The organism is Enterococcus rotai, from assembly GCF_001465345.1.
Lineage (GTDB): Bacteria > Bacillota > Bacilli > Lactobacillales > Enterococcaceae > Enterococcus_L > Enterococcus_L rotai.
Window position 1 is genome coordinate 3,025,189 of record NZ_CP013655.1, and the last position, 13,197, is coordinate 3,038,385.

Here is a 13,197-nt window from a genome sequence, read left to right on the forward strand (position 1 = left end):
TCACTCATTTCTAAAAGGGATCTCGATAATCTCCATGTCTTTAACAATCTTAGTGTTCCGGAAAATTTCTTTGGCTTCATTTTCTAATTGGATAATGTCCCCTGTTAAGTATCGAGCACTAATATGCGTCAATATTAATTTTTTAGCGTTTGCTTCCAGAGCAACTTGGGCCGCCTGATGACTTGTTGAATGATAATACGCTTTTGCCATTTTTTCTTCTTCTTTATTAAAGGTGCTTTCATGAACGAGAACATCGGCGTCTTCTGCAAGTGATACACTATTTTGGGTTTTTCTTGTATCACCTAAAATAGTGACGATTCTACCAAGTTTTTTCTCACCAACGAAGTCTTTTCCATTAATCACTGTTCCATCAGATAAGGTTACAGATTCTCCTCGTTTGATTTTTCCGTATATCGGTCCTGAAGGGATGTTTAAAGCTGCTAATTTTTCTACTTGTAACTCCCCTTCATGATCCGCTTCAACAATCCGGTAACCGAAACTAGCAATGCCGTGGTCTAATGGCAGACAGGAAACTGTAAATTGTTTGTCAGAAAAGACGGTGTCTGCTTTAGTGATCTCAATAAACTTCAATTCATATGAAAGTCGCGTTTGGGAAACTCTCAGCGCTGTTCGCACATAGTCGGCGATTCCAACAGGTCCGTAAATCTCTAGTTTTTCATTGCCGCCTTGGAAAGAGCGACTACTTAATAAGCCTGGTAGACCAAAAATATGATCGCCGTGTAAATGAGTGATAAAAATTTTCTCGATTTTTCTTGGGCGAATGTTACTTTTCAAAATTTGTAATTGTGTTCCTTCGCCACAGTCAAACAACCAAACTGCATTTCTTTCGTCTAATAATTTCAGCGCAATGCTACTCACATTACGATGTTTTGCTGGAACCCCAGCGCCTGTACCTAAAAATTGTAATTCCATTGGCTACCTATCTTTCTTTAAACTTCTTCTTTATTTTAGAAGAAAGTTGCCGCTTTAGCAAATAATATTTATTTTACAGGAAAACGCAGCCTAACTGTTGTACCTTTTGGATCTGTATCTAGTAAGTCGATTTTTCCTTGGTGTTCATCTACGATCCATTTAGCAATAGCTAACCCGATTCCGTATCCACCTGTTTTACGGTTCCTAGACTCTTCTCCTCGATAAAACCGTTCAAAAACAGCGCTCTTTTTTTCTTCAGCAATTCCAATGCCAGTGTCGCTAATCTTAAGTAGCCACTCGTTATTTTTGACAGTCGAAAAGACAGTTATTTTTTCACCAGGAGCGGTATACTTTAGAGCATTATCCAACAAGATAATCAGTAACTGATGAATTCTTTTCTTATCGAAAAGCAATTGTTGTTCTTCTCCTAAATCAATAATGAACTCTTTTGCTTCTGCAGTAGCCAATTCTTGATATGGTATGAGTACAGTCTTTAAAAAAACGTTGATTTTTACAGGTTCTTTTTCCAATGTCAACGAGTTGGAATCTGATCGTGCCAATAAAAGCAAGTCACTAGTGAGTTGGCTCAGGCGTTGGACTTCATCTAGTGATAAAGCAATTGTTTCTGACTCTTCTATAATCGTATGGTTTGGTTTAGTAAATAATTTTTCTAATTTCGCTTGAATGATCGTTAATGGTGTTCGCAACTCATGAGAAGCATTTTCAACAAATTCTTGCTGCTTTTTCCAAGAAATCAAAATAGGTTTCATAAACCATTTTGAAAGAAAGTAACTTAACGCAATCGACAATAATCCGAAAATAATCATACAGATAATTAAGATTTGCTTGAATTGCTCAACCGTTCCTTTAATCGGATCAATATTTACTAGAAGTTGAACGTAAGCGACCTTTTCTGAATTTGTAGCTGATAAAGTGATTGAGCGAAACTGTAATGAACGATTGTTACTATCTTTTATTTGAACGCTAGTGATTTTATTTAAGTCATCAGTTGATAATGTTAACTTCTGAAAGTCATAAAAACGCGAACCTAATTCAGCTTCATTAAGTATATCTCCCTCTTTAGACCAAAGGATCACCTGTTGTTGAAAATTATTAGGTGGTGGTGTATCAAATTTGCCTAACTGAGAGGGATCTCCTTGCGTGCGCTCTACTTGGAGCAATTGATGCGATAAAAATTTTTGATCTTGAGAAAGACGCTTTAGATCATGATCAACCGTTTGATAAATTGATGTTTGGACTAATCGAAACACAATCAAGCCTAGGATTAAAAAGATACTTGCAAATGAAATCAAATTGATCAGAAAATAATTGATTCTCTGCTTTTTACTCAGTTGTTTATTCATGCTTCACATCCTCAGGTACTTCAAAAAGGTAACCAACATTACGCAAGGTTTTAATCCAACGGTCGATCTCCCATGGCTTCAAGTTCTTTCTTAAATTACTCATATAAACTTCAACTACAGTGAGTGTCGTATCGGATTGAAAGCCCCAAATACGATCAAATAATTGATCTTTCGTAATGATTCGTCCCTGATTTTGCATCAAGTAGTGTAATAAATCAAATTCTTTTCCTTGCAGCGTGATTTCATTCCCCTTAAAACTGGCTTGTCGATTATCTAACTCTAAACATAACGGTCCGATTACTAGCTCATTTTTCCCGTTCATTCCTAATGATCGACGAGCTAGTGCCTGAACACGCAGTAATAGCTCTTCACGATGGAATGGTTTGGTTAAATAGTCATCGCCGCCATTTTTAAAGCCATTCACCTTATCTTCCAGGCCATCTTTAGCGGTTAATATCAGAACCGGTGTATAGATGCTTTTTTTTCTCAATGCCGTCAAAACCTGTTCACCAGACATGGTCGGCAACATTAAATCTAGAACGATTAGATCATAGATCCCACGTTCCCCCTCGTATAATGCTTCTGCTCCATCATAAATTTGCGTGATTTCACCGATTTCAGATAAAATCTCTAAAATGCTATCCGACAAAATTTCATCATCTTCAACTAATAAGATTTTTAACAGTGTTCTTCACATCCTTTAAGCTCAAAAAGACGTGCCAAAAGAGTTTTCTTTGTCACGTCTTCTGAGTTATTTAATTGCTTTTATTTTGTGCATATCGCTTAATTTTCGTCTTTTTCACTTGTATCTTGCTTTTTATCTTGCCAAGATTTTTCAGCAGAGTCTTTTGTTTCTTTTTCGACTGCTTTAGCATCTGTGATCTCTTTTTCGACATCTTCAAAATCTAAGCGGGTAATTTCGCCGCCTAATTCATTCATAATCAGTTGATTTAAAGGGCGATTATCATCTTCTTCAGCAATCAGAATGAGTCCAGTTTCGCCTACACCGATTTGTTTGGTCACATGTTCAAAAACAGTTTGTGCACCTTGGATCTCTTTAGCATCTTGAGAAGCACCAAAGAGACTTCCTGCAAACCAACCGAGTAAAATTCCTAGTGGACCGCCTAAAATGCCGATCAACATACCGATCATACTGTTTTTTGATGTATGATTATTACCGGTAAAGTCTAAGAAATCATCAATTTTAAATTGATGAACCCCATCGTTTATATGGGTTACAACAGCCATTTGCTCTCCTTTGATTTTTTTCTCAACATACAGTTTTTTTATCTCTGAAAATGCTTGGTAAGCTTGGCTCTCTACTTCAAAATGCATAATTATGACACGTTTCGACATTTGACCACCTCGTTCTATTTGATATCCTTATTCTATCAATAAACTAGTCAATAGTGCAATGAAAATCAATTATCTGGGGCCTTGGCCACCAGGTCCGCCCCCCATTTGACTGCCGGTGACTACCGCACCAGATTGATCAACTGAAGTTAACATGCTATCAATGGTAATTTTGGCTAGCTCTGTTCCACCTGTATAGTTGCTATTACTATACAAACCATTTTTAACGGTGCCAGATTCTTTACCCCCAGTATATAACGTTACGGTTTCTCCGACTTTTAGGTTTGGCGAACTAATAGTAATATGAGAAAAATCTTTGTCTGGCGCAAGTGAAATAATCGAATCACCCGCAGCATTTTCCAAGTGAACCACTGTTCCAGCTTTTTGTGTTTCGTCAAAATATACACTTAAGGACGCTTGAGTAGAAACGTCGCTTGTACTCATCGCCATACCTGCGCTACCGCTTGCTGCCAATAGACCACCAGTCATAGTGAAGGTTCCGTCATAATCAAGGGCTGCATTACCGTTATCAGTAGGTCCATTTACAATCAGCGTTCCATCTGTTATCCGAACGTCCCCATTGCTATCAATCCCATCGCCATCAGCATTTACGTAGGTGGTTCCACCATTTATTTCGATAAACTTAGTACTGTCTCCCCCACCAGCTGGTTGACCGCCAGGTTCTCCAAATGAGTCTGCTCCAAATTGACCACCAGCTTCCGCTTCTCCAGAACTGCCTCCTGCAGCATTGATTCCATCGTCTGATGCGTTGACAGAAATGTCCCCGTTATTAATGGTCACGGTTGCGCCTTCTAATCCTTCATACGAATGGTTAACATTGATTGTTCCGTTATTAATCAATAAATCAGTATCCGCATGAACCCCATCATCACCACTTGCTAATGAGAACGTTCCGTTATCGATCGTAACAGTCGCATTTGAATGGATGGCATCATCAGCTGTGTTTAAATCAAAGTCTCCATCCTCTATAATAATATTACCGGAAGCTTTTAAACCTTTGTAACTAGCCGTAGTATCAATTGATTGATCGTCATAACCTTTTGCTGTCTGAATTTGGATCTCAGCTTTCCCAATCGATAAGTTAGTTTCTGCTTGAATCCCATCATTTCCTGATTGAATCGCAAATGTCCCACCATCGATCGCGATCCACCCTTTACTTGTGTCAGTGCTATTATTTGCTTGAATTCCATCTCCTTCAGTAGTTGCTAGCGTAAATGTTCCATCTGCAATTGATACGGAATCTTTGCCTTTGATTGCATTATTTTTAGCAGTGACTTTGATTGTTCCATTGGTAATCACTAAATCGTCTTTACTACGAATCCCGTTGCTATAGTTGCCACTAACTTCTAGATTTCCAGTCCCATTGATCGTTAAATCATCTTTGCTATAAAATGTAGCATCGGGTTCGGTTTGATCAGTAGTAGTAAATGTATAGTCAGAACCATCTGAAAGAGTATTATTTGTTCCTTGAGCTAAAGTTGTAATCACTTTTTTAGCTTGCTCAACGTAAATGGCTGAGGAAGACTCATTTGTTATTTCAACATTATTTAAAACTAAATGAACTGTTTCCTCGTTAGCGTTGATTTTCAGTTGGCCATGGTAATTACCCGTTATAATATATGTTCCACCAGCAGTAATTGAGACGATCTTATCTTTTTCAGAGACGCCTGAACCGGTAATGACGCTACCAGAATCCTTTAACTCGATTGTTGTAGCGGTATTTTTATCATATTCTTCATCAAAATCTTCCTCTTCATACACACCATATTTGTTGTCAGCTGTTTTTGTTGCTTCTTGAACCGAGACAACCTGCTCCGAATTTTTTGTTGTCGATGCTGTTGTTTTGACAGTCTCTTCTTTTGCACAACCTGCCAATAGAATAATAAGCAACAGGCTTAAGATCGCTAAGTTGAATTTCGTTTTTTTCATTATAAGCACCTACAATTCTTCTCTATTTGTCGAAACTTTCCCAAAAACAATCGTTAAATTGCCATTTCTGACACGCATTGCATCCATAAGTTCCTTTTCTTTTTGATTATCCTTTAAGGTAACGCGATAACGTAACTCATATAAACTACCCATGTTTGTCGTTTTTACCGAGTCTAAATTTGCCGCATAGGTATATTGTTGAAACAGGTCGTCAAATAAACCAGGATAATCTAAATCTTCAGGAATCGTGATTTTTATTTCTCTTTCTGCAACTTTTTGTTTCTCCCCAAAGTGAATGGTATTCAACAGGATTAAAAACAATGCGATAACGATAGAAAATAAAACAATATAATGAACATAGCCCATCCCGGTTGCTAAACCAATGCCCATTGACCAGAAAATACTGGTGATTTCTCTAGCGCCTCCAGCTACAGAGCGAAATCTGATCAAACTGAATGCACCTAAAACCGCAACACCAGTCCCTAAATTACCATTAACTAACATGATTACTAATTGCACCAATAGTGGCAAAACAGCTAACGTAATCACAAAATTTTTACTATAGACATTTCGATACATATGAACACATGCAACTAAAAGACCTAATAAAACGGATGCGATAATGCAGACTAAAAGCTGCTTGAATGATAACTCAACTGAACTTTCTACTAATAAACTAGATAACATGACTAAATTCCTCTCTTTGTTTACTACTTAATGGGTTTGATGTATAGAGATAACGTTGATATGTTTGCGCATACTTTGAAAAGGACATTGGATAGAGTTCTAGTTCAGTCAAAATTTCTGAAAACCATAAAGGATAGGCGCCCAACGCTTTAACTTCCATCAACACATCGATTTCCGGTGCTACTCGTTCTCCTTTATCATCTAATTTATGAGATAAATTCTCTTTTCGATAGCGAATATCAAAATCAAATGTCACTCTAAATTCTTCGTTTTCACAGGCAAATAAGGCTCGTCTATCGTATGCAATCATCACTTTAGGTTCTAATCTCTTTCTAGCTAAAAGCCAGTCGATTTCCTGTTTAATTTGCTGATCTTTTCTTTCCGCTAGCTCAAATGCATGTGGATGCTGAATGTATCTTTTTGCTGCGCTATAGGTTAATGCCACTCTTCTTTTATAGACCACACCGCTGACTTTCTTTTTTATTTCTAAGAAGACATCAGACTCTGCTTTAGGAACACCATAACTACGGATTCTAAATTTTTCTTTATAAACAGGTTTGGTAACCGAATGGCGGATCAATTCATAATCTTCAGTATCAAAATAAACTGAAATAATTGTATGTAGACCATAAGCATCTTCTTGCATAAAAGTATCTAACTGTTCTCTTAATTTTTGATACTGTTGCTTTGTCAGTGCATATTTTTTTTCTTTTCTTTGAAAGCTATTTTTTAGTTTGACCATTATTTTCTCCTCCTTTGACTAAACTCATTATAAAAAAGCAACCATAAACGAAGCTTAAAAAACGTGACGCAAAACTAAAAATTAGTTTTGCGTCACGTTTTTTTTAATCACTATTCGTGAAACTGTTCATCAATCGTTGTATAGTACTTATTTCGTTTATACGACTAAGCTTCGTTCATTGCTAAACTGTTCATATTTTTTGTTTAAAGCAATATCTTCTAAGGTTTCAACTAAGATGTAGACTTCTTCATAGGTGTTATATAGCGCAATAGGCGCTAAACGAATAACATTTGGTTCTCTGAAATCCGGAATAATATTTGCTGCTTTCAAGGCCTTACAAATCCTGTAGGCTTCTTTATGCTCTAAACAGACATGACCACCTCGTTTGCTATCTTCACGAGGATTTCCTACAGAAAAACCGTATTTTGCAAGCTTTTCATCAATCAAATACATCAAGTACGCTGTAATCGACAAGGATTTTTCACGAATCTTATCCATTCCTACTTCATTAAAAATCGCTAATGTTCCTTCTAAAGGTGCCATTGCTAAGAAACTTGGGGACCCGATTTGCCATCCACTTGCATCTCGTTGATGTTCAAATTCATGTTTTAATTCAAATTGTGTTTCATCTTTATTCCCCCACCAACCAGCTAAACCAGGTGTTTCTTTAAAATGCTTTTGATTCATATAAAGACCTGCGATTGATCCAGGACCTGCTGATAAATATTTGTACGTACACCAAATTGCAAAATCTGGATCGACCTCTTTAAAGTCCATTGGGATAGCCCCAATTGCATGGCATAAATCCCAACCAATCAGAATCCCTCTTTGATGGGCAGCTTTTGTTATTTGTTTCATATCCAAAACTTGTGAACTACGATATAGAACAGTTGGTAATAAAATGATGGCAACATCATCCGTCATGGCATCAATAACAGAGGCTTCATCAATGAATCGTCCGTCTGCACTTTTTACCACTTTCACAGCATCTTTTGGATCATATCCTTTTAACTGCACCTGACTATCGATGGCATAACGGTCTGTAGGGAAATTTAAATCATCCACTAGAATTTTATAACGATCTTTTGTTGGTTTATATAATGTGCTAATACATTGATGGATATTGATTGTTGTACTCCCTGTAATAACGATTTCTTCTGGAAAAGCATTGATCAACGGTGCTGTCATCTCACCTAATTTCCCAGGATAATGAAACAATCCATCCCATAATTTGATCCCTTCTTTTTTCCAGATCTCCAGCATATTTAGTAATGCTTTTTCAGCGTCTTTCGATGCCAATCCCAAAGAATTACCATCCATATAAATTTCGCCAGGTTGAACATAAAACCGATCTCTAATGCTTCTAAGTGGATCTTTTTCATCTAATTCTTTTGCAAATGCAAGATTGGTTTGAAATTCTCTTTCCATTATTTGTCACCTTCCAAGTTTTTTATTTAAAGAAGCAATCAAAAATACTTCTTGTCAGCAAACTGAATTACAAGACTGCGTTCTGTTTCGTTAGTTTAACAAATCCGAAAACAGCTATTAAAGCAATAATACCCACGCCACTAAGTAAATAAATAGCGATTATCCATGATTGACTTGAGTCACTAATTTTTGTCACGATCGGCGTTCCAATAAAAATACCAATATAATAAAATAAATTGATAAATGAAATACTGGTACCGATCAATCGTTCTTCTTTCACTATTTTGGGTGCTAAAATCATTACACAAGAGGATGCTAAACTGGCTCCAGCTGAAAGTGCAAAGAGTTGGGCGAAAAATGTAAAGCTGTTAGACAAAAAGCCCATCCAAAAGGTAGCCGCTAACATCAATAAAAATGAACAGAAAATAATCACTTGCCCCTTTTTAGTCTTATCGATCAAATAACCTGCCAATGCACCAAATGGAATGCCGAATAGCCCAAAATAACCAGTATAACTATTGGCTAAGTTCTCTGACAATCCGTATAGTTGCGTGTAAATTTGCGGATACAGATTGATAAAGGCAAACAATATAAAAGCCATACAGCCTTGTGCAAGTGCTAATAGCCAAATCCCCTTATTTTCTATGGCTTTTTTGAATGAGCCTTTATCTGCTTGTGACCCTGCTTGGGATCGTCTACGTGGTTCATCTAATAAAAAAAGATATAGACATAAAAAGATCATAGATAAAACGGCAATGATCAGCCAAAGTGAACGTAAACCGTATGTTTTTGCTAATGGTTTAAATAAATTCATTGCTAGCATTGATCCTAATGCCGAAAAGGTTCCCCAAATCCCAGTTGCAATCCCACTACTGCTATCTTTAAACCAAAAGTTGATCAAAACAATTCCGACCATAATAATCATTGAAAAAGAAATTCCTTCAATGGCTCTTGAAATCAATAATGACCAAAAACTTTTTGAAAAGGCTCCCCAGATATTTCCAATGGCCAAGCAACTCATTAAACCTACTAATAATTTTTTAGGACCAAAGCGAGTAACGAACGCTCCGCCCGGGATTGCTAAAAAAATACCTGACACTGTGAAGATCGACATTAACCACGAGACCATTGAAAGATTTATAGCTAAGTCTGCCCCCAGTTCATTTTGAATGGGAACTAGTTTCAATTGACTTAAAGAAACAACCACTCCACCCAAATATAACAAAAGAAATTTTACCCATCTGTTTCTCAACATAAAAAAACTCCTTTTTAGTCTGTCTTTTAGCATGTAGAAACAATCTAGTTATGAAAATACCATCAAGTCATCTTACAGATAAACTAATCATAGCGAATTTGCTTGTTTCTTGTATATGAAGATATGAAGATATTGATAACGTTTTCTTTCAGATCTGGCAAAAGTATGCCAATTATTTTTACAATCTGAAATTAAATTGGGATCCTCTGTTTCTTTTTGATGAAGAAAATCACCTATAAGTCAAAAATCATATGGAAAAGCTAGTGTTTATCCTCTATAATAAACATACTAAATGAATCATCTTAAGGAGGTAGACCATTGGATAAAACGGATCGTAAACTTCTACAAATTCTTCATGAAAATTCAAGAATCTCAATCGTTGAGTTATCTCAAAAAATTAATTTGAGTCGTCCGAGTGTGAAGGAACGAATCAACAAGCTAGTTGAACAAGGAATTATCAAAAATTTTACGATACAACTTTCAATGGAGCATATTAAACAAACCATTACGTTTTTCACTGAATTAAGTAATGTTACTTTGCCTGTTGGAAAAGTTTTAGCGCTCTTAAAAGGGAGTCCTTATGTCAATGAGGTACATATTGTCAGTGGCGAAGTGAATTATTTGGTGAAAGCAACCGTAACCAATACAACTGAAATGAAAGATTTACTTGCAAAGTGGATGGAGTTTGCCAACGTTAAAAGCTCTGTCGTTTTGGAAACCCCAGTCGCTAATCAGCTGCATTTCTTCAATAATGATTGTTAAGATCATTATCGGCTCCATCCTTGAATTATCTACTATTTTTTCAAGAAAAATCACTAAACGATAGAAAAAAAGAGAACCAATGAAATTCATCAGCTCTCTTTTCTTCTATCGTTCTTTTTAATCTACAAATTCAAATTCATACTCACCGATTCGAACAATATCGCCATCTTTAGCTCCACGTGCGCGTAAAGCTTCATCCACGCCCATACCACGCAATTGACGAGCAAAACGCATAACACTTTCATCATGTTCAAAGTTGGTCATCTCAAATAGTCTTGCTAATGATTCACCAGACAGAATCCATGTTGCATCTGAATCACGATCGATTGTGAACTCTGGTCCTTCTGGTTGGAAACCATAACGAACAGTATCCTCTACGATTTCTTCTTCATATAATGGGAATTCTGGTGTCACATCAATCAAATCAGCTGTTGCATTAAGCAACGGTTCGATCCCTTTACGTGAAACCCCAGAAATTGGGAATATTGGCAAGTGATCTGCATATTCATCGGTACGTTCTTTTTCAATTTTTTCTTTGAATTTCTTCAAATTTTCTTCTGCTTCTGGCATATCCATTTTATTTGCTACAATAATTTGCGGACGTTCCATTAAACGCATATTGTGAGAAGCTAGCTCTTTATTAATAGCTAGATAATCCTCGTAAGGATCGCGGCCTTCCATCCCACTCATATCGATCACATGTAAAATAACTCTAGTTCGTTCAATATGACGTAAAAACTGAGTTCCAAGCCCAACACCTTGTGAGGCTCCCTCGATCAAACCAGGTAAGTCTGCAGCGGCAAAACTTCGTCCATCACTCGTTGACACCATTCCTAGATTAGGAACTAATGTTGTAAAATGATAGGCGCCAATTTTAGGTCTAGCCGATGAAATCACAGATAGTAAAGTAGATTTTCCCACAGAGGGGAAACCAACTAAACCAACATCAGCTAGTACTTTTAATTCTAGTTCGATTTTTCTTTCTTGCCCGGGTTCACCGTTTTCAGCAATTTCAGGCGCTGGATTTTTTGCTGAGGCGAAACGGATATTTCCGCGTCCGCCGCGTCCACCTTTTGCGACCGTCAATGTTTGACCATTTTCAATCAAATCTCCGATCAAGGTGCCAGTTTCAGCATCACGAACGGTTGTACCAGGGGGAACTTTAACAAAAGTGTTTTCCGAACCACGTCCGTGCATACCTTTGCTCATCCCGTTTTCTCCAGGTTGTGCTTTAAAATGACGATTAAAACGGAAATCCATCAATGTCCGTAATCCTTCTTCAACAACAAGGATCACATCTCCTCCTTGACCGCCATCTCCTCCAGCTGGTCCGCCATCTGGAACATATTTTTCTCTACGAAAGGCAACCATTCCGTCGCCGCCTTTACCGGCTTTGACATCGATTGTTACCTGATCTAAAAACATGGACATATTGTGTCCTCCTATCTTAAAGAAATTAGGATAAAATAGTTCACTTTTACTGTGAAATACTCTAACTCACCACTTCTTTGGGTTTACTTTTTTACAAATTTAGTTATTCGTTTACCTTCGCTTTTCGATAACATATTCTGTTTGAAAGCCTTTCTTATTGTAAAGGTTAAACCTGGATTTGTCTAGCCAAATTCGTTTTTAGGAACTAGAATTAGCCGCAGCTGCTGCACTAGCTTCTTGTACCATCATCATGGTGAGTGTTAATGCTGTTATATTTAAATTAGTATCATTAGATAAATCAGTCATTTCTGCTTGGATCAAGAGCCCTAAAGCCAAAGAATGGCGGAAGTCTTTATACCAACGCAAGCTTGTTTTTTCTTCAAGTAGTTCTAAGTAATCGCCTAACGCTTGGAAGTCAACCTTTTTTATAGTGGCTAAAAAAGCCAACGTGACAATACTATTATACAGCTCTGGTTTAGGTTTGATCCCCATCTGTTTCAACTCAGTTACTAGCTCTTTTAGCTCTTCCAATAATTCATAAGAAAACGTCCCTGTTAACATCGCTGCTGTCGCCGCTGCAAATTGAAGCTGATTTGACTTATGTAAGCCCTGCTCATTTAATGCTTGATAATACGCTTCTACTAAAGGACCGATTTGTTCAGCTGTCAATGATTCTAATTTTTCTTGTTGTGCCAAAGCAATGGCTATCGTGCCATCTTCAGCGCCCGTAAGAAAATAACGATGCGTTTTTAACTCTTGGAAAATGCGATGCCCTTTACGAACGATAAATTCTTTTTCAGCTGTTTCAGTAAATTGAAGTAAGTATGCCGAAAAATAAGAATATGAAGATAGTTGAAACCCAACATCACGCAAACGTTGATAATCAGTAAGTAGTGTGTGAATATCCAATTCTTTTGTCTTACCATTCGCTAGCATCATTCCTAATAAAAGACCTCTAACAGGCTGCCCTAATACATTAAAAATAGCTAATTCCTTTTTCAAGACTTCTTCCATACGACGATACTCATGATCTGAAAAGCGACGGTCTTTTATCACAAATGAGCGCGCACTAATATAGGCTGCTCTTTTATCGAACCATTTCCCTTTTCCTTCTTTAATTAGTTGATAATTCATTTGAAGTAATTCAACAACTTGCTCTTTATTCATTCACCCAACTCCTTTTTCCTATTAAAAGACAAGATTTTTGACAAAAATCTGAAAAGCGTTCATGCTACTAGTATAGCTGATATAATTACTTTTTTAAATGTGTGATTATTAAAAGCTAGTCATTT

The 13,197-nt window shown here is 37.0% G+C and carries 12 protein-coding genes; 1 reads left to right on the forward strand and 11 read right to left on the reverse strand.

Annotation, left to right across the window (positions count from 1 at the left end; all coding sequences use genetic code 11):
- The 9 genes from rnz to ATZ35_RS13505 all read right to left on the reverse strand — a co-directional run bounded on the left by rnz (position 1) and on the right by ATZ35_RS13505 (position 9,712).
- Entirely contained in the window at positions 1 to 933 is a 933-nt protein-coding gene (gene rnz / locus ATZ35_RS13465; RefSeq protein WP_208927689.1) for a ribonuclease Z, read from the reverse strand.
- Between the two features lie 68 nt (positions 934 to 1,001).
- Positions 1,002 to 2,297 carry a sensor histidine kinase gene (locus ATZ35_RS13470; protein WP_208927690.1) on the reverse strand — a complete coding sequence of 432 codons (1,296 nt, stop codon included), beginning with the start codon at positions 2,295 to 2,297 and terminating at the stop codon, positions 1,002 to 1,004.
- The gene (locus tag ATZ35_RS13475) at positions 2,290 to 2,982 is read right to left on the reverse strand and encodes a response regulator transcription factor (RefSeq protein WP_208930495.1); all 693 of its coding nucleotides are present in this window, start codon (positions 2,980 to 2,982) and stop codon (positions 2,290 to 2,292) included. Before ATZ35_RS13475 ends, ATZ35_RS13470 begins: the two co-directional genes overlap by 8 nt.
- Before the next feature lie 98 nt (positions 2,983 to 3,080).
- Positions 3,081 to 3,653 (reverse strand): DUF1269 domain-containing protein, encoded by a 573-nt coding sequence (locus ATZ35_RS13480; RefSeq protein WP_208927691.1) that lies wholly within the window; start codon positions 3,651 to 3,653, stop codon positions 3,081 to 3,083.
- A gap of 69 nt (positions 3,654 to 3,722) precedes the next feature.
- The gene (locus ATZ35_RS13485) at positions 3,723 to 5,600 is read right to left on the reverse strand and encodes a carbohydrate-binding domain-containing protein (RefSeq protein WP_208927692.1); all 1,878 of its coding nucleotides are present in this window, start codon (positions 5,598 to 5,600) and stop codon (positions 3,723 to 3,725) included.
- A gap of 9 nt (positions 5,601 to 5,609) precedes the next feature.
- A complete protein-coding gene (locus tag ATZ35_RS13490) occupies positions 5,610 to 6,287 on the reverse strand; it encodes a DUF4956 domain-containing protein (RefSeq protein ID WP_208927693.1) in 678 nt (225 codons plus the stop codon).
- Entirely contained in the window at positions 6,277 to 7,029 is a 753-nt protein-coding gene (locus tag ATZ35_RS13495; RefSeq protein WP_208927694.1) for a polyphosphate polymerase domain-containing protein, read from the reverse strand. The genes ATZ35_RS13490 and ATZ35_RS13495 overlap by 11 nt, the downstream gene beginning before the upstream one ends.
- Positions 7,030 to 7,185: 156 nt before the next feature.
- Positions 7,186 to 8,457, reverse strand: coding sequence for a kynureninase (gene kynU / locus ATZ35_RS13500; RefSeq protein WP_208927695.1), 1,272 nt, complete (start codon positions 8,455 to 8,457; stop codon positions 7,186 to 7,188).
- Between the two features lie 67 nt (positions 8,458 to 8,524).
- Positions 8,525 to 9,712: an MFS transporter gene (locus ATZ35_RS13505; protein ID WP_208927696.1), complete on the reverse strand. Its 1,188-nt coding sequence runs from the start codon at positions 9,710 to 9,712 to the stop codon at positions 8,525 to 8,527.
- Between the two features lie 318 nt (positions 9,713 to 10,030).
- Here ATZ35_RS13505 and ATZ35_RS13510 point away from each other — a divergent pair, with 318 nt between their 5' ends.
- The gene (locus tag ATZ35_RS13510; RefSeq protein ID WP_208927697.1) at positions 10,031 to 10,474 is read left to right on the forward strand and encodes an Lrp/AsnC family transcriptional regulator; all 444 of its coding nucleotides are present in this window, start codon (positions 10,031 to 10,033) and stop codon (positions 10,472 to 10,474) included.
- Between the two features lie 117 nt (positions 10,475 to 10,591).
- Here ATZ35_RS13510 and obgE read toward each other — a convergent pair whose 3' ends face one another.
- Positions 10,592 to 11,905, reverse strand: a complete 1,314-nt coding sequence (gene obgE / locus ATZ35_RS13515) for a GTPase ObgE (RefSeq protein WP_279614909.1) — start codon at positions 11,903 to 11,905, stop codon at positions 10,592 to 10,594.
- Positions 11,906 to 12,103: 198 nt separating this feature from the next.
- On the reverse strand, positions 12,104 to 13,072 hold the full coding sequence (locus ATZ35_RS13520; protein ID WP_208927698.1) for a DUF4003 family protein: 969 nt from the start codon (positions 13,070 to 13,072) through the stop codon (positions 12,104 to 12,106).
- Positions 13,073 to 13,197 lie beyond the last annotated feature (125 nt).

What these genes read in the sequence shown, in the direction of transcription:
- kynU (WP_208927695.1), bottom strand. Translation starts at nt 8,457, where the DNA reads ATGGAAAGAGAATTTCAAACCAATCTTGCATTTGCAAAAGAATTAGAT.
- ATZ35_RS13470 (WP_208927690.1), bottom strand. Translation starts at nt 2,297, where the DNA reads ATGAATAAACAACTGAGTAAAAAGCAGAGAATCAATTATTTTCTGATC.
- ATZ35_RS13490 (WP_208927693.1), bottom strand. Translation starts at nt 6,287, where the DNA reads ATGTTATCTAGTTTATTAGTAGAAAGTTCAGTTGAGTTATCATTCAAG.
- ATZ35_RS13480 (WP_208927691.1), bottom strand. Translation starts at nt 3,653, where the DNA reads ATGTCGAAACGTGTCATAATTATGCATTTTGAAGTAGAGAGCCAAGCT.
- rnz (WP_208927689.1), bottom strand. Translation starts at nt 933, where the DNA reads ATGGAATTACAATTTTTAGGTACAGGCGCTGGGGTTCCAGCAAAACAT.
- ATZ35_RS13520 (WP_208927698.1), bottom strand. Translation starts at nt 13,072, where the DNA reads ATGAATAAAGAGCAAGTTGTTGAATTACTTCAAATGAATTATCAACTA.
- obgE (WP_279614909.1), bottom strand. Translation starts at nt 11,905, where the DNA reads ATGTCCATGTTTTTAGATCAGGTAACAATCGATGTCAAAGCCGGTAAA.
- ATZ35_RS13495 (WP_208927694.1), bottom strand. Translation starts at nt 7,029, where the DNA reads ATGGTCAAACTAAAAAATAGCTTTCAAAGAAAAGAAAAAAAATATGCA.
- ATZ35_RS13485 (WP_208927692.1), bottom strand. Translation starts at nt 5,600, where the DNA reads ATGAAAAAAACGAAATTCAACTTAGCGATCTTAAGCCTGTTGCTTATT.
- ATZ35_RS13505 (WP_208927696.1), bottom strand. Translation starts at nt 9,712, where the DNA reads ATGTTGAGAAACAGATGGGTAAAATTTCTTTTGTTATATTTGGGTGGA.